The organism is Flavobacterium galactosi, from assembly GCF_048158585.1.
Lineage (GTDB): Bacteria > Bacteroidota > Bacteroidia > Flavobacteriales > Flavobacteriaceae > Flavobacterium > Flavobacterium galactosi.
The window spans coordinates 328662-344417 of record NZ_JBLNKV010000006.1 but is presented as its reverse complement, the minus strand read 5'-3'; the positions used below and the strand labels follow the sequence as shown (position 1 = coordinate 344417).

Genomic DNA, 15756 nt, shown 5'->3' with positions numbered 1-15756 from the left:
TTGAATTAAACACAAAGGTGAAAATTTAAATCAGAAATGGTTTATATAATTTGGATATTAACTTACAAAATTTTTGGATTAAAGTGTCCCAAAAACAATTTTATGACCTGGCTAATTGAAAAGGAACCAAATTTTGTGTGCGTTAGGTTCTGTAAATTGGGATCTCATTAAAATATTCGGCTTGTTTTTCCTCCAATAAAATTTCTTTTACTGCCATAAGCATCGCTTTATTCGAGGTGAAAAGTTCCCGGTTAAAATTAATGACTGTAGTGATATCAATATCTTCAATGGATGCGTTTTGTGCCTCTGTGTAAAAATTATTGAGCGCTGAGCTATAATTATTCTGAATGGAATCAAATAGATGCTGTAGTTCTTCAAAGCTTGCTTTTTTATCCTCGGAGAGGAATGCATTCAACTGAAGGTATAGATTTTCGGTTTCTTTTTTATGGTGTATAAAAAAATTATATTTGATGTCTTTTGACGAATGTCTGAGATTCGTAATATTGGTTCCAATGTCTTTCACGCTTTTCACAGAGTGCATCGAACTGCGCACGGCAGAAATCAGTTGGTTGAGTTCAGCCTGCTTTTCTCCTTCTAATTTTGTTCTCAGTTTCAAATAAAAAATCTGTAATTCCCCCTGTAATTGTTTCAGGAATTCATATTTTTCTTCTTCGGTTTTCGTAAAGAAATTTCTTTTTTCATTGATGGCTTTAAAATCATCATTTTTTAGAATCGGTAGCGTATCAATTTTGAATAATTCCAAATTAAAAAGCATCGAATTATGAATGAAGTATTTTGTTTCTCTTCGGAACAAATCGAGCGCAGTTTCCGGTTCATTAATAGAAGCGTGGCTTATAAAAGCAACTGTTGACCCATTAGAATTTTTAAAAAAACGTTCTAAAAATTTCGTGAAAAGTTCAAGAAAAGGAAGGAAGATTACAATAGCTAACAGATTTATTAAACTCGAAAAAGTAACCAACCCAATGACTGGATCTTTGATTTTTATAATATCAGTTATCAGTAAAAGAATAGGTCTAAGCAATACAAAAGCAATGGCAGTGATGAAAATATTAAATAATAAATTGCCAAGTGCCACTCGTTTTTTGGAAGCATTCCCGCCAATAGCACTCAATACTATTTTAATAATGGTCCCAGTTTCACTGCCCAGAACGATTGCGGCTGCCATTGGAAACCCTATCGCTCCGGCGTGAAGTGCGCTCAATGTAAGCGCCATAGTTACGGAGCTAGATTGAACAACCAGCGTAATCAAAAAACCAATTATCAAAAAAATCACTAATGGCTTCGAAGCATATTGTGAAAAATCAAAATATTGAACCTGCGTTTCCATAGCCGTTTTCATGAAGGAAAGCCCAATAAACATTAAACCAAATCCCAAAAGAAAATAGGAAACATATTTTATGGTTTTGCGATTCCCAAGAAGGATTAGGAGAAAACCTCCTAAACAAACTGCCGGGTAAGCAATCACTTCTATATTGGTTTTAAAACCAAGTGTTGCCACCAGCCAGCTTGCAAGTGTTGTTCCCAGGTTTGCCCCCAAAATAATGGCCATAGCATTTTTCATGGTGAAAACACCGGCGCCAACAAATGCCAAAACCATCAACGAAACCATAGAACTACTCTGTAGAATACCAGTTATAATTGTTCCTCCTGCAACCGCACCAATGTTGTTTTTTGTGATTCGCTGCAGAAACAGTTTGAAGTTTCTCCCGGAAAGATTTTTTAAGGATTCCTCCACAAGATACATTGCAAAAAGGAACAGTCCCACGCCGGCGGAAAGTTTTAATGTTATATTGAGAGTTTCCATAGTTAAAAATAGAAATAAAGATACTTAAAATTAATGATTTAATCTTTTCTTAATGAGGTATTTGTACTTGTTTTTATTCGGGAAAAAGTAAAAATTTTAAGGTTTTAAATAAAAAAACTACAACTTTTTAAAGGTTATAGTTTAGGATTAAAATTATGATTTGCAAAACTAATAATCAGAATAATCAGTTGGGTACAAAAAAGTAATGTCTATATGTGAAATATTGTTTTTGTATTTTTCCATAGCTATTAATCCTTTCCATTCTGGGGAATCTACAAAGGATTTCCAGTGCTCATCTCGGCTGGCCTGATCCGCAAAAGTGGTCATGTACATCAAGTTTGGCATTTTGGCTCCCGAAATCACTTCGCCATAAAAAACAGGATTAAAAGCAAGTCGGTCAAAGAGTTTTGTTTCCCCACCGGCATTGAACATATCCACTTTATTTCTATAAATCGCTTCGGTTGCTGATTCGTAACTTCTTAATTCATAGACCCGATTTGCTCTTGGACTATTTAAAGCTGGAGTTGTCATCAAGGGATGATTAGCGAATGCTTTCAATAAAACAGACTCAATACGCGCATAAGGTGCTTGTTTATAAGTGGCATTCAAATAATCTGCTCCTGCAGCCAAATAGGTTTTGTCTTTGGCCAGTTTTTCTTCCAATCCAAGAAATTGTGATAGGGACGAAAAAGGAATTAGCACTATAATTTTTTTTAACGTGTCAGTAGCATTTGGTTTTGGTTTGAAAACCCCAATATTCTTTATTCCCAGTTTTTTTAATCCTGGCAAATACGCTTCTTTCAGAAACTTATCAGTAGTTTGTACCTGCTGTTCCGTTTTGAAAATATAGGTTTTGAGTTGGTAGAATTCTCTTGATGGCGCTACGATTTTAGAATCAGAAGTTATTGTTTTAAAGCTGGTAATGGCTAAAGCGATACCCATTAGGAATAGTAATTTTGTTACTTTCATATTTTATTTTTGATTTATATTTAATTATATTTTAATTAATAATAATTGAGAATTACAGCGATATGTTTTCGCCTAAAGCAAATTCCACTGCAGCTGCCGAATGAATTATGGCAGTGTCGAAAATAGGAACGGCAATATCCTCTTGTTGAATTAATAATGGAATTTCAGTACAACCCAGAATAATTCCTTCAGCACCATTTTCTATTAATTTATTGATGATACTGATGTAACGCTGTTTCGTTTCGGGGTTAATGATTCCTTTTCCCAGTTCATGGTAAATGGTATCTTGAATAAAATCTCTGTCATCTTGCTCCGGTATGCAAGTTTCAATATTTTGATTACTGAGTTTAGAGGTAAAAAAATCCAGCTCCATTGTGAATTTAGTTCCTAAAAGCCCTACTTTGGATAGATTCAATTTTTTTATTTCTTTTGTAGTTTCAGTGGCGATATGAATTACGGGTATCGACATTTTTTCCTCAATTCGATCGGCTAAAAGATGCATTGTATTAGCACATAAAACAATTGCTTCGGCACCACTTTGTTGTAGGTTTTCACAGGCTTCGGAGAGCATGATAAATGTTGATTCCCAATCATTGTTGTTATTATTTCTTATAATATCTGCATAATTGAAAGAATGGATTATGCATTTGGCAAAATTGATGCCTCCCAGTTTCTCGTTTACTCCTTCATTAATAAGTTTATAATAATCAGCAGTAGAAACCCAGCTAATCCCACCAATAAGTCCCAATGTTTTCATCTCTGTTTATTTTTGTTTGTCGATTTATAATCCTTTTTTCAAAACCGATCGTAATTCTTGTTGTGTTTATAAAAGTATAAAAAAAAGCATCACTTTTTTGGAATTGCATAAATAGATTCTATCCGATTTAAGAATCTGATAAAAGCGAATAGCGGCGGAGAATAAATCAAGCAATCGTATTTAGTGGCAGTTGCAAATTGGTACATTTACAAAATGAAATTTAAAGTATACAGTGAATTATCATATGAAGTCTTTTCTCCAACTACCTTTATTTTTAATATACAGGCAGCAAAATCAGCAAGCCAAATAATTATTTCGGAATCTATTACTGTTACTCCCGCCATAAAGTTTGAGGAATTTACTTTGAAAAATTCGGGTATTCGGTTTGTGAAAATGGAGGTAGAGCAAGGCCTATTTTTTACAATAATTTATCAAGCAGAAGTAGAGGTTTTTTATAAAATTTATGATGAAAAAGTACTTTTGAAATCGATACCAATTATAAATCTGGATCACGAAGTATTACCCTTTATTTCTCCAAGCAGGCATTGTGAATCGGATAAATTATTGGAATTTACCACGAATGAATTTGGATATTTGCCCAATGAATATACTAAAGCAAAAGCCATAAATGAATGGATTTTCAATACTGTAGAATACAAAACCGGCGTTACTAATTCCAGTACTTCTGCCTGTGATACGTTGCTCAATAAAGTGGGTGTTTGTAAAGACTTTGCCCATTTAGGGATTGCATTGTGCAGAGTGTTAGACATACCGGCACGCTATTTTACCGGATATGCCTATAATCTTAATCCACCGGATTTTCACGCCTGTTTTGAAGCTTATATTGGTGGACAATGGTTGTTTTTTGATCCCACTAAATTAGCTGTTGCTAATGGATTAGTAAAAATAGCGAATGGGAAAGATGCTTCAGAAGTAGCGGTAGCCAGTTACTTTGGGAATGTTAATTGTACGTTCATGAAAATTGAATGCCATCCCACTACAGCTGACTTTATACCTTTTAATTCTGAACTTGATACCAAAGCGATTTCTTATGAATGAAATTCTATTGCTTTATTTTAGAAGTTTTTAATCTAAAATTTTTCTGACTGTGATTCGGTTGTCGTCTCCCATCTTCCAGATTTCTCCAAACAAAGTGATGTTTTCTCCTATTTTAAATTCACGGTGTTTTTCGGGGCTTCCAAGATTTGGAATACTGATTACAGCAAAATAGATTGCGCCTTCAGTTGTTTTTATTTTGGTAGTATAGCCATCTTTTCCTTTTTCTACAGATTGTACTATTCCGGTGATTTTAGCTTCAGCAATGTTTTTCTTTTTCAGTTCCAATATTTCTCTGACAGTAATTTGTTTTTCTTTTCTCATTTTCCAAACTTCTCCTTTCACAACTATTGTATCTCCAATTTCCGCCTGTTTGAATAATTGAGGATTGCTCAAATTGGGAATACTAATTGTTCCAAAATAAATGCGTCCTTTTGCATTTTCAATTGTCGCAGTATAACCATCTTCCCCTTTTTGAATAGCCGAAACTTTCCCACTAACGGTAGCTGTTTTTCCTGATGAGCATGATACGAAGCTTAAAATAATCAGACTTAAAATACTGTTCTTTAGTATGGGATTTTTCATGTTTTTTGTTTTTGTGCTTTGTAATAATCGCTAAATGTATCATTAGTTTTCACAAAAACAACACGCTATCAATAATACATTTTTATGTTTAATTGAACGAACTTCTAAATTCTAAAGGCGAAACATTGGTTTTGCTTTTGAATAATTTGCTAAAAGACTGTGGGTATTCAAAGCCCAATTGGTACGCTATTTGACTAACTGATAAAGAAGTTGTAGTCAAAATTTCTTTGGATTTTTCTATCAACTTATCGTGAATATGCTGCTGCGTACTTTGTCCAGTGAGTGATCGGAGCATGTCACTCAAATAATTTGGAGAGACATTCAATTGCTCTGAAATGTATAAAACAGTAGGAAGGCCAAATTCCTGAACTTTGTTACCATTAAAATAATCCAAAAGCAATTTTTCTAAATTACTCAACAAATCATTACTGGCATTTTTTCGGGTAATAAACTGTCTGTTATAGAATCGGTTGGAATAATTGAGTAATAATTCAATGTGTGAGAGTATAACATCCTGACTAAAACCGTCTATTACAGAACAATATTCGGTATCAATTTTTTGCATAATGTCTGTAATCATTGCTTCTTCTTTATCCGAAAGGTGTAGCGCTTCATTTACAGCATAAGAGAAAAATCCATAGCCTTTGATGCTTTTTGCCAAGGCATAATTTTGGATAAAATCTGGGTGAACGACTAACCATATTCCCGAAAGCGCTATATCTTCATCGACAACAGTCGAAATTACCTGACCCGGTGAAAAAAAAGTCATTATACCTTCGTCAAAATCATAATAGTTTTGTCCATATTTCAATTTACCTTTAAAATCCTTTTTAGTACAAATCGAATAAAAATTATAAATGAAACTTTTTATGCTTTCATCAAAATGACATTTTATTTCATTCAGATTAATAACACTAACTAACGGATGTTTTGGTTTAGGTAATTCCAATAAACGATGCAACTCAGAAATGGAATTGATAATATACGGAGAATTGGTCTCTTTTTTCATGATGCGAATTATAAATTCAGTAGGAAAAGTGAATAGTAAAGATAGCTTTTCCTACTGAATAATGTTGTTTTATTGATCAATAGCGACCATATTGGCAGCATCATAACGATCACCTGTGATGGTTCCTAAGGGGATGATGGTTTCTAAACGGTTTAGGTCTTCAATGCTTAATTTAATCTCGGCAGCAGCATTATTTTCTTCGATATATTTCACACGTTTTGTTCCCGGAATTGGTAAAATACCTTTTGAAACAATCCAGGCAATCGCTAATTGTGAAGGTGTTATTTTTTTTTCGGTAGCCAATGTTTTTATTTCATTTACCAAGGCAATGTTTTTGTAAAATTGTTCACCTTGAAAACGAGGTAAATTTTTTCTAAAATCATTATCAGGAAAATCATCAGGGCTTTTGATATCGCCAGAAATAAATCCTCGGCCTAATGGGGAATAAGCCACAAACCCGATTCCAAGATCTTGAAGTGTTTTTAAAATTCCTGATTCTTCTACGCCACGCTCAAACAAAGAATATTCTGTTTGTACCGCAGTCAAAGGATGAATAGTATGGGCTTTTTTTATTGTCTCCGATGAAACTTCCGAAAGTCCGATGTGACCAATTTTTCCTTCTTTTACTAATTCAGCCATTGCCGCAACAGTTTCTTCAATTGGCGTGTTTGGGTCTAAACGATGCAAGTAATACAAATCAATATAATCTGTTTCCAAGTTTTTAAGCGAACGCTCCACGGCTTTTTTTACATAATCTTTTGTACCGTTGAATTGCCAAGTCAGTTGTTCATTGTCATCGATTTCATAGCCAAATTTTGTGGCAATGGTATATTTATTTCTATTTCCTTTAATGGCTTTGGCGACAAGCCTTTCATTTAGTAAAGGACCGTATAAATCTGCAGTGTCTAGAAAGTTATATCCTAGTTCCAATGAACGGTGAATAGTAGCAATAGATTCGGCTTCATCCGCTTTTCCATAAACATCCATTCCTGCAATTTGGGTCATTCCCATACAACCCAATCCTACTTTTGGAACAAAAAGTCCTTGACTTCCCAATTCGATTTTTTTATTAATATTCATACTTTTTTATTTAATTATGGATTTAAATTAACAATGCAAATGTCAGTACAATACTAAATTTAAAAGTAACTCAATCTCTTATAGTTGTATCCAAAATGGGGAAATTGGGTTTAAAAAACAAAGTTAGCCACAAAATAAATCGCATTTAAATGGGATTGTATGATTAGTTATAACGTTGAAGTTGAGTTTGATTTATTCATTAAATAGGATGTTAAATGTTTTATTTTCTCATTTTGCATATGGAAAACATCACAAAATACGGCGTCTAGTAAATTGCCATTTTTTATTTTACATTGGACCGCACCTTCTGCGATTACAATATTATTTTCTTCTGTCATTCTAATAATTTGTATGGTTGGACTACCAATAAAATTGTCGTTTTCTATTTCCTTATCAAATGCTTCTTTCCCAGATAAACGAAACATTCCTGGTACTTCCCAAGTAACATCTTCAATTAAGCAGGATAAAATTTTTTCATGGTCACTAGCCATAAAGGCTTCCATATATTTTTGTATAGTTTGCTTGTTTTTTGTCATGGTTTCCGCTATAATTTAAGTACAGGATTGTCTTAGATTTAAAGACTTACAAAATCATCACTTTTAGGGAAAATACTCAAGGCTTGAACTGCAATTTCGGGAGTAGGAGAAGCTAATTTGCGAAGTTTGGTATCCATCCAAGCGCCATCAACGGTTATGGTTGCACAAAGTTTGTTGTCTTCATTCAAAAACTCATGTACAATAGACCAGCGCGAAGCATCTGCTTTCATTTTGGAGGTTTTGGTATGCATAAAAATTTTGTCCGAAATTTTTATTTCTTTTCTAAAAACACATTCTTCCCTAAAAAGAATAGGGCCAAAACTTTGTGCTTGCATCACCTTCATCGTTAATCCAAGACTTTCCAGAATTTCGATACGGTGTTGTGCTCCAAAATCATAATAAGCGCTATGTCGTACATGAAAATTAGGGTCAAGATCAGACCAACGGAAAGATAATTCTTTTATAAATGAAGTCATTTTTATGTTGTTTTAGGATACTTTCAGGATTAAATTTTTGTGAAAGCATATAGATTTAGAAAATCGAAAATACTAATAAAAAAGGACTGTAATGACGGTAGGTCTTGTTTTTAAGGCTTTTTTATGATAATCAAACAAAAGTAATTTGTTAATTTATTGCTTGTTGAAACGAAAAAATTAATGTGGCCTATCTTTTGTATTATAAATAATAATTATTCAATTCCGGATAATAAAATATAACCTAAGAAGGATGAAAAAAATAATTTCAATGCTACTTATAACTGGCGGTTTGTGTGCTCAAGAACAGGTCTTTAACGTTCAGCGGTATTGCATAGACGAGGAACCTTTCAAAAAAGGAGAATGTGATAGGACGGGAAACGAATATTCTTTCGTGTTCTTAGATAGTAAAAAGAGTAATGTGGTATTCTTTCTTACTGAAATGAGATTAAAATATAAAATTGTTAAGTCAGGTGTTTTTTCTTTCGATCCTAATTATACCGTCTATACTTTAGAAAATGAAAAGGAACAAATAGAAATGAGAATAAATAAGCAGAATACTAAGATCGAATTCCTGTATCCTAATAATCACATTTATTTAACGGTAGGGAAGTCTACTAAGGCAGTAAATTAATTGATTTTTAGTAAATTTAACTTGCAGCAAACTCTTGTTTGCTGCTTTCTATTATCCAAAAGCGAATCGATTTGATTGTCAATTTAATACGTGTCCGTCACAATCGTTTCTTTGTATAGCGTAGTATAATGCTGTTCTAAATTCATTCGTTTACTTGTCTTTATGTTATCATATCCCAAAGCAGCTCAAAAGTGTCATTAATAACCATGTCTTGTTTGGGTTTTGAAAATTCGTTTGCAACTAAATATTGATTGACGCTGAAAGTGTGTCCACAGATTAATGTGAAAATGAGGTCAACATCCATCGGCTTTATGATTTTGTCTTTTACTCCTTTTTCTAAAAGAGCCATAATTGGTTTAATGTATTTCTGAATTTCTTCTTCTGCAATTTGTTTTAAGTAAGGGGAAGAATTGAATTGTTCTATGAAACGGAACTCTGTCTTGTGCTTTAATGCCCAATGAAGTGTAGCAGAATAATATCCTTTCATGATTACCTGCAACGATTTTTCGTCTTTAATTGTTTCTGAAATATGTTCATTCAGGCGGCTTTTAATGTCAATATATAAGGCCTTGACTAATTCGTCTTTTGTTGGAAAAAAGTAAAACAAGGTGCCGCTGGCAATGCCTGCTTCCTTTGCAATTTTACTTGTTGGTGTATCGTGAAAACCAAACTCAACAAATAGTTTGAGTGCCGCCGCCAGTAATTTTTCTCTCTTGTCCATTATTCAGATTTTATTTTTATCGAATCTTAAACCGCTAGGGATTGCTTTATTCACAAGTAATTTATGTGGTTATTTTACCCCTTTCCACCATTGGGAAAATTGTTGTTTTGTATCTTTTAAATTTACCTGTTCACCGATCATCGGTGTGATGAGGTTTAGGTTTTCTTGTTTGTTATTTTCTGTTATCAATTCCAGAGGTTCATACCAAGGATGATTCCCTAGCGCAAATTTTGATGAATGGACTGGGAAAATTCGTTTGGCATTTAAGTCTTTTGCTGCTTGCAAAATTTCATCTGGCATCAGGTGAATGTATTTCCAACTCTTGTCATATTGACCGTTTTCTAAAATGGCTAAATCAAATATGCCAAACGTTTTCCCAATCTCGGCAAAGTGTTTGTCGTACCCACTGTCACCACCAAGAAAAATTTGCATTGTTGGTGTTTGTAAAACATACGAGGTCCAAAGTGCCTTGTTTCTAGTTAGTCCACGACCCGAAAAATGTCTTGAAGGAACCGTATGTGCCGTAAAACCTTCGTCCAAAACTATTTTCTCGTTCCAGTCTTTTTCAATGATTTTAGTGGTGTCAAAACCCCAATATTCAAAGTGTTCGCCGGTGCCAAGTCCGCAGATTATTTTTTTGATTTTAGGTTTTAGCTTTGAAATAGTTTTGTAATCCAAATGATCCCAATGGTCGTGCGTAATAAAAAGGTAATCAATTTCGGGAATGTCATCCGTTGTGTAACGATCAGTTCCTTTGAAAGCTTTTGTTGAAAATGAAAAAGGAGAAGCAACACCACTTAAAACGGGATCAACTAAAATTCGTTTTCCATCAATTTGAATGTAGTAGGAGGAATGCCCAAACCAAACCAAAATATTTTCGTTTAGGTCTACATTCAAAAGGTCTGTTTTTTTGGTTGGAATTTCATCAACTGGTGTAACGTTCTTATGTTGCCCAAAAAAGAACTCTTTACTAACGGTATAATAGCTTGCTCCTTCCGTCAGGTCAGGAGTTATACTTTGGTTTTGAAAAGAACCGTTTTTATAATTCGGAGATTGTTTAATTTTTTCCAATCTTTTGCCTGTAGGCAGTTTACCGAATTTTACTTGTTTTAAATAGTATAATATACTCATTATGAATAAGATAATTAAATAAATTGAAATAAAAACATATTTATTACTGACTAATCAGTCAGTAAATATAAATCTATTTTTTCAATTGGCAATAGTTTTTCTAAAAAGTAAATTTATTGGGATTCTTTTTCATTTCGAGTGTAAAACATAAATGCTTCTATAGACTGCACCCAAAAAGGTAGACGAATTTATAAATAATTTTGGAGTTGGTTGAAATCAGAAATTTTAGGGTTTTTAAAGTAATTGGCATATAAATTTAATTTGTCATAAACGATTGCATCAATTCCCAGTTCTTCGGCAGCAGCGATTTCCGATTCAGGGTCATCGCCAATCACTAATACTTCAGAGGTATCATACTTATAGTAATGTAAGATATTTTTAAAAACATTTTTTTTAGTATCCTTGGTCATTATTGCATCCACAATATATATTCCTTTGAAGTTTTTTTCTATCCCAAGTTGTTTTATCTTACTGTTTTGTAATTTGGGAAAACCGGAAGTAACCAAAAATTTATCACACTGGATTTTAGTAACTTCATTGTAATCTGGAAATGGTTCAATCGTTTCATTATAAGTAAGCTCACTCAATAGTTGTAATGCATCTTTGTATAATGATTGGGTCATTTTATATTGCTTGGCAACCACAGGAAAGGGTTTTCTGTTAATATCTTTTTTGATGTCTTCCAAATCTCCATCAAACTCGTTTAGATTGATTTCCAGGAGATAATAAAGGTCAGCAAATAGTTTGTCTCCAATGGATGGTGTTGAAAATATTGTATTATCTAAATCTAAAATTATCGCTTTTTTCATCTTTTCATTTTTTTAATTAAAAAACATGTGGCGATGGTTTCACCGCCACAATTGTAGTTACCATTTTTCAATTCCAAGAAGTTTTTTACCTAAATCGGAAAGCTCAGCAACAGGCTGTTTACTTTCACGGTTCAAAGGGTCTCCGGGAAAAGCATATCCTTCAGGTACATGTTTGTTTTTCCAAGCATCTATTCTCCATTGAAGCATTTCCTCATTATCTTCATCTGCAGGAATCATAGCTATATACTGTGCCATTCGGACTTTATCTTTACTGTTATTTGGTCTGATGCCGTGCGGTTGTGAGCTGTTGAAAATCAAAAGATCGCCTGCGTCCATTTTAACTTTTACCAATTCAAAGCCAGTAGTGTCAGGTTTGAAATGATCACGGTCTTCAGGTTGTGTAAGTTTCCAGGTATCGTAGGTTCTGAACAGTTCAGGGATACATTGAAAACCACCCATATTTTCGTCATTTTGGTCCGCTAATGCCAATACACCCTGAACATTTTGAGGTTTCGTTTCAGGATCATAATCCCAATGAATAAAACCTTTGTATTCATGCCCTGGTCGAATTGGGAAGTTAAGGTTGGCACGATCGATAGTGACCCACAGCTTTTCAGTTCCCCAAATATCGGCAAAAGCTTGGTGCACTTTTGGAAATTGACGGTTATCCCATAAATGCTGATGGTTGTATATTTCCACCATTCCGGTGTTGTTCAGTTCCGACATTTTCATGGAAAGTGTTGGCTTGTACCATGTTTCAGAATCATTTTGTTTTTTATCTTCATATTCCCATAAATAATTAGCCAGTTTCTCTGCCTGTTCTCTTGGAACTGCATTTTTTACGACTACATACCCATTGTGAATCCAAAAAGCCCATTCCTCTTCGGTCAATACGCGTAACTTTTCCCCATTGCTCCGGTCGCTTAATTTCACTTTACTGCTAGTTGCTACTGACGGATTTCCGGGAATTTCTTTATGTCCCTTATTTAATCCGTTGTTGGTTGTCATTGTCTTCATTTTTTTATTTCTTTAAAATTGATATAGCAAAGGTCAGGTTAATAGTATAAGTTGATGAATTCTAAAATGACGTATATATGCTCTGTATTGACTATTTTTATTAATTTTGTATTTGATAATTTATAAAATGAAGCTATAATGAAAATAAAGAAAGAAGAAATCACGATACAGCCCGGAAAATCATTCCGCATTTTTACCCCTAGTTTACGTAATTATTTTTTTTGGCATTATCACCCTGAATTCGAATTAGTCTATGTAGAAGCGATTGCAGGAATTCGCCATGTTGGTAAAAATATTTCAAGTTTTGTAGAAAGCGACCTTGTATTAATAGGTTCTAATGTTCCCCATTTAAATTTTGATTATGGATTGCAAACGGAGTATAAACAAATTGTAGTACAGTTTAAGGAAGATTTTTTCCCCAATACTATTGCGCCCACTACAGAATTTGCCGACATTCGTGCGCTCTTTGATAAAGCTTATTTAGGTTTGTCTTTTTATGGCCAAACAAAAGAACAAGTTGTTATCAAGCTAAAAGAAATACAGCATAAGAATAATTTCAACTCTTTACTGGAGCTTTTTGAAATATTAAATATTATGGCTACCTCATCTGAAGTGAATCAATTGAATACTGAGGATACAAGAATTAAGCTGTTTATGAATGACAAAATCAGAATGGGAACCATATACGATTATATTCAGGAGAACTATGACAAAAAGCCTGATGTTAATGCTATTGCATCGAATGTACATTTGAGTACGGCAGCTTTTTGTCGTTATTTTAAAAAGCAGACAAACATGACGTTCACGGAATTCGTAAATCAATACCGAATTACACAAGCGAAAACGCTACTGCTAAAACACCATAATGTATCAGAAGTTGTATATGCTGTTGGGTTTGAAAGCATGTCTTATTTTAATAAACTTTTTAAATCGTTGGTAGGAGAAACGCCTTCCTCCTTTAAAAAAAGAGTGTTCACTCAAGTAAATTCGGATATTTGATGTACTGCGTGCCTCTCGCTCATGCCGAAAACTTAAATGTTTTTTATTTAAGAAATTGAAATGTTAGTTTGTCCCAATACGTGCCAATTAACTATTTTTAAGGAACTAATTTGTTTTGAGCACTAGCGATACCCTTGTGCTCACGATTGAAGAAAAGGACTTTATAATTTTCAATGATTTATGATTTTGAAATTTCTTCCAATACTTTTTTTCCGTTTTCATTATTTGGATCAAGTTCTACCGATTTTTTATAATTTATAATGGCAAGGTTTCTATCTCCATTTTTCAAATAGGCTTCTCCCAAACTATCATAGGTATTTCCTGATTTTGGAAATGCTTCCACATTTAGTTTGAAAACTTCTATAGCTTCTTTTACTTTTCCGGTTTGTAATAATTGGTATCCTGCACTGTTCATCTCATTTTCGTTGATAGCATAGGTACTTGAATTTTTATTTTCTTTAAAATAAGTTAGTCCAGATGTGACCCCCTTTTCCAGAATAACTTCTACTAAAGTATTGGCCAATGATTTTTTAGGCATACTGTATGGTTTATTGTATAGGATATTTCTAATTGCTTTATTCATCTCGTTTAAGTTTGCACCACCCGTATTGTTTAATAGTATAACTAGATTTTTGTCAGACGGAATACGGGAAACCAAAGTGTTAAATCCATTTATTCCGCCGCCATGCTCAATAACTGTTATGCTGTCATTCTTTTCTCCATTGAAAGCCTTATTGATAAACCATCCGTATCCATAATGTCCCGGTCCTGCAGGGATATAGGAATTAAATAACAGCTCTTTATATTTTTTCGAAAGTAACTTTTCTGTGTATAGCGATTGGTCCCATAAATACAAATCTTCTACGGTAGAATACAAAGAACCGGCAGCATATGGGATAGACAAATCAAGATAACTGGCATTATTATAGTTTTTACCGTTTTTCTCATAACCGGAAGCTCTATTTTTTAGAATCGTTTCATGATGATCGAATCCTGTATTATCCATTTTGAGTGGCGTAAGAATATTGTCTTGTAAAAACTGCTCAAAGGTTTTACCGGAAACTTTCTCTATGATGTAACCCAATAAAAAATAACCGGAATTGCTGTACGTAAATTTTTCACCTGGCGTAAATTCAAGCGGCAAGTCAGCGAATTTTTTTACAAATGCTTCCGGGCCATACGGATTGATACTTAATTCTTTTACGAAATTAGGAAACGAAGTATAATTTGGAATTCCTGATGTGTGTGTCAGTAAGTGATGAATAGTGATTTTATCGCCCGATGCTTTAGGATAATCAGGAAGATACTTTGCAATAGGAGTATCCAACTTTAATTTCCCTTGCTCGACTAATTGAAGTATCAGCATAGAAGTAAACTGTTTGGTAACGGAGCCCAAGCGGTGTTTGGTATCCGGTTGATTTGGAATATTCCATTCCATGTTTGCCATTCCGAAACCTTTTTTATAAATAACTTTTCCTGCATCAGCGACAAGGATAGAACCGTTAAACTGCCCGTATTCCGAATATAGATTCATTAATTTATCGATTTGCTCCGTTTTGGTTTGTCCAATGGAAACCGTCAATGTAGAGAGTTGAATGAATAAACCAATTAAGATTGTCTTTACTGGAAAATGCTTGGAACGTTGTTTCATAATGATTGTTGATTTTAGTGATTGATGTTGTGTGCTATTTTTATTCCTCTAATAAATTTTCAGTTTTTGTCAAAAAAGCTTCTATTGATTCATTAATGTCTATGTCCATTCGGTCAGCAAGGACTGTAAGCCACCAAATACATTCACCCAATTTATGCTGTAGTTCAGGGTTTGTATTTCCTTTTAGCCAACGACCTTGTTGCGACATGGTGTAACGTCCTACTAATCCCGCATCAGTAAGAAAAGCCAAAGCATCTTCTTCTACTGTCCATTCACTACCGTGGTGGGTTTTTTCAAGTTGATGGTATTGTTTTCTGATTTTTAACGCTCTTTCTTTGATTTCTTTTAAATCTAAATTCTTCATTTGTTATTTTTTTTGGGTTAATTAGCCATATTGGCTTTTTGTATGAGTGTTTTTAATTAAAATAGGGTAAAAAAAGAAATTAAAGTTGTGAATTTGTCATGGTAATCTGGGGTTTACCCGGTCTGGACGAGATATTTTTA

General features: G+C 33.7%; 17 protein-coding genes. 3 read left to right on the top strand and 14 right to left on the bottom strand.

Annotated features, from left to right (window positions below; translation table 11 throughout):
• Window positions 1-142: 142 nt before the first annotated feature.
• The 3 genes from ACM55M_RS14730 to ACM55M_RS14720 form a co-directional block, all read right to left on the bottom strand.
• Window positions 143-1825: a Na/Pi cotransporter family protein gene (locus ACM55M_RS14730; protein ID WP_416858410.1), complete on the bottom strand. Its 1683-nt coding sequence runs from the start codon at window positions 1823-1825 to the stop codon at window positions 143-145.
• A 168-nt stretch (window positions 1826-1993) separates the two neighbouring features.
• A complete protein-coding gene (locus tag ACM55M_RS14725) occupies window positions 1994-2794 on the bottom strand; it encodes an NIPSNAP family protein (protein WP_416858409.1) in 801 nt (266 codons plus the stop codon).
• A gap of 52 nt (window positions 2795-2846) precedes the next feature.
• On the bottom strand, window positions 2847-3551 hold the full coding sequence (locus ACM55M_RS14720; protein WP_416858408.1) for an aspartate/glutamate racemase family protein: 705 nt from the start codon (window positions 3549-3551) through the stop codon (window positions 2847-2849).
• 213 nt (window positions 3552-3764) lie between these two features.
• On the opposite strand from ACM55M_RS14720, the gene ACM55M_RS14715 reads away from it, so the two are divergent.
• Entirely contained in the window at window positions 3765-4610 is an 846-nt protein-coding gene (locus ACM55M_RS14715) for a transglutaminase-like domain-containing protein (RefSeq protein WP_416858407.1), read from the top strand.
• Window positions 4611-4637: 27 nt separating this feature from the next.
• Here ACM55M_RS14715 and ACM55M_RS14710 read toward each other — a convergent pair whose 3' ends face one another.
• The 5 genes from ACM55M_RS14710 to ACM55M_RS14690 form a co-directional block, all read right to left on the bottom strand.
• A complete protein-coding gene (locus ACM55M_RS14710) occupies window positions 4638-5192 on the bottom strand; it encodes a hypothetical protein (protein ID WP_416858406.1) in 555 nt (184 codons plus the stop codon).
• Window positions 5193-5280: 88 nt separating this feature from the next.
• The gene (locus tag ACM55M_RS14705; RefSeq protein ID WP_416858405.1) at window positions 5281-6201 is read right to left on the bottom strand and encodes a helix-turn-helix domain-containing protein; all 921 of its coding nucleotides are present in this window, start codon (window positions 6199-6201) and stop codon (window positions 5281-5283) included.
• A 69-nt stretch (window positions 6202-6270) separates the two neighbouring features.
• Window positions 6271-7281 carry an aldo/keto reductase gene (locus ACM55M_RS14700; protein ID WP_416858404.1) on the bottom strand — a complete coding sequence of 337 codons (1011 nt, stop codon included), beginning with the start codon at window positions 7279-7281 and terminating at the stop codon, window positions 6271-6273.
• Window positions 7282-7448: 167 nt separating this feature from the next.
• A complete protein-coding gene (locus ACM55M_RS14695; RefSeq protein ID WP_416858403.1) occupies window positions 7449-7817 on the bottom strand; it encodes a nuclear transport factor 2 family protein in 369 nt (122 codons plus the stop codon).
• 38 nt (window positions 7818-7855) lie between these two features.
• Window positions 7856-8293, bottom strand: a complete 438-nt coding sequence (locus ACM55M_RS14690; protein ID WP_416858402.1) for an acyl-CoA thioesterase — start codon at window positions 8291-8293, stop codon at window positions 7856-7858.
• Between the two features lie 268 nt (window positions 8294-8561).
• On the opposite strand from ACM55M_RS14690, the gene ACM55M_RS14685 reads away from it, so the two are divergent.
• Window positions 8562-8924 (top strand): hypothetical protein, encoded by a 363-nt coding sequence (locus ACM55M_RS14685; RefSeq protein ID WP_416858401.1) that lies wholly within the window; start codon window positions 8562-8564, stop codon window positions 8922-8924.
• Between the two features lie 160 nt (window positions 8925-9084).
• Here the strand turns inward: ACM55M_RS14685 and ACM55M_RS14680 are convergent, their stop codons facing one another.
• The 4 genes from ACM55M_RS14680 to ACM55M_RS14665 all read right to left on the bottom strand — a co-directional run bounded on the left by ACM55M_RS14680 (window position 9085) and on the right by ACM55M_RS14665 (window position 12593).
• Complete coding sequence (locus ACM55M_RS14680; protein WP_416858400.1) at window positions 9085-9645, bottom strand: TetR/AcrR family transcriptional regulator; 561 nt, start codon at window positions 9643-9645, stop codon at window positions 9085-9087.
• 69 nt (window positions 9646-9714) lie between these two features.
• Entirely contained in the window at window positions 9715-10776 is a 1062-nt protein-coding gene (locus ACM55M_RS14675) for an MBL fold metallo-hydrolase (RefSeq protein WP_416858399.1), read from the bottom strand.
• Between the two features lie 188 nt (window positions 10777-10964).
• Window positions 10965-11585 (bottom strand): HAD family hydrolase, encoded by a 621-nt coding sequence (locus tag ACM55M_RS14670; RefSeq protein ID WP_416858398.1) that lies wholly within the window; start codon window positions 11583-11585, stop codon window positions 10965-10967.
• Window positions 11586-11642: 57 nt separating this feature from the next.
• A complete protein-coding gene (locus ACM55M_RS14665; protein ID WP_416858397.1) occupies window positions 11643-12593 on the bottom strand; it encodes a phytanoyl-CoA dioxygenase family protein in 951 nt (316 codons plus the stop codon).
• Window positions 12594-12740: 147 nt separating this feature from the next.
• Between ACM55M_RS14665 and ACM55M_RS14660 the strand changes: the two genes are divergently transcribed.
• Window positions 12741-13601, top strand: coding sequence for an AraC family transcriptional regulator (locus ACM55M_RS14660; RefSeq protein ID WP_416858396.1), 861 nt, complete (start codon window positions 12741-12743; stop codon window positions 13599-13601).
• A gap of 178 nt (window positions 13602-13779) precedes the next feature.
• Here ACM55M_RS14660 and ACM55M_RS14655 read toward each other — a convergent pair whose 3' ends face one another.
• Both ACM55M_RS14655 and ACM55M_RS14650 read right to left on the bottom strand, forming a co-directional pair.
• On the bottom strand, window positions 13780-15252 hold the full coding sequence (locus ACM55M_RS14655; RefSeq protein WP_416858395.1) for a serine hydrolase: 1473 nt from the start codon (window positions 15250-15252) through the stop codon (window positions 13780-13782).
• Between the two features lie 40 nt (window positions 15253-15292).
• Complete coding sequence (locus tag ACM55M_RS14650) at window positions 15293-15616, bottom strand: nucleoside triphosphate pyrophosphohydrolase family protein (RefSeq protein ID WP_416858394.1); 324 nt, start codon at window positions 15614-15616, stop codon at window positions 15293-15295.
• Window positions 15617-15756: the final 140 nt, after the last annotated feature.

Coding starts and splice junctions, on each gene's coding strand:
- ACM55M_RS14695 (WP_416858403.1), bottom strand. CDS start 7,817: ATGACAAAAAACAAGCAAACTATACAAAAATATATGGAAGCCTTTATG.
- ACM55M_RS14675 (WP_416858399.1), bottom strand. CDS start 10,776: ATGAGTATATTATACTATTTAAAACAAGTAAAATTCGGTAAACTGCCT.
- ACM55M_RS14670 (WP_416858398.1), bottom strand. CDS start 11,585: ATGAAAAAAGCGATAATTTTAGATTTAGATAATACAATATTTTCAACA.
- ACM55M_RS14725 (WP_416858409.1), bottom strand. CDS start 2,794: ATGAAAGTAACAAAATTACTATTCCTAATGGGTATCGCTTTAGCCATT.
- ACM55M_RS14710 (WP_416858406.1), bottom strand. CDS start 5,192: ATGAAAAATCCCATACTAAAGAACAGTATTTTAAGTCTGATTATTTTA.
- ACM55M_RS14730 (WP_416858410.1), bottom strand. CDS start 1,825: ATGGAAACTCTCAATATAACATTAAAACTTTCCGCCGGCGTGGGACTG.
- ACM55M_RS14720 (WP_416858408.1), bottom strand. CDS start 3,551: ATGAAAACATTGGGACTTATTGGTGGGATTAGCTGGGTTTCTACTGCT.
- ACM55M_RS14655 (WP_416858395.1), bottom strand. CDS start 15,252: ATGAAACAACGTTCCAAGCATTTTCCAGTAAAGACAATCTTAATTGGT.
- ACM55M_RS14690 (WP_416858402.1), bottom strand. CDS start 8,293: ATGACTTCATTTATAAAAGAATTATCTTTCCGTTGGTCTGATCTTGAC.
- ACM55M_RS14700 (WP_416858404.1), bottom strand. CDS start 7,281: ATGAATATTAATAAAAAAATCGAATTGGGAAGTCAAGGACTTTTTGTT.
- ACM55M_RS14650 (WP_416858394.1), bottom strand. CDS start 15,616: ATGAAGAATTTAGATTTAAAAGAAATCAAAGAAAGAGCGTTAAAAATC.
- ACM55M_RS14705 (WP_416858405.1), bottom strand. CDS start 6,201: ATGAAAAAAGAGACCAATTCTCCGTATATTATCAATTCCATTTCTGAG.
- ACM55M_RS14660 (WP_416858396.1), top strand. CDS start 12,741: ATGAAAATAAAGAAAGAAGAAATCACGATACAGCCCGGAAAATCATTC.
- ACM55M_RS14715 (WP_416858407.1), top strand. CDS start 3,765: ATGAAATTTAAAGTATACAGTGAATTATCATATGAAGTCTTTTCTCCA.
- ACM55M_RS14680 (WP_416858400.1), bottom strand. CDS start 9,645: ATGGACAAGAGAGAAAAATTACTGGCGGCGGCACTCAAACTATTTGTT.
- ACM55M_RS14665 (WP_416858397.1), bottom strand. CDS start 12,593: ATGACAACCAACAACGGATTAAATAAGGGACATAAAGAAATTCCCGGA.
- ACM55M_RS14685 (WP_416858401.1), top strand. CDS start 8,562: ATGCTACTTATAACTGGCGGTTTGTGTGCTCAAGAACAGGTCTTTAAC.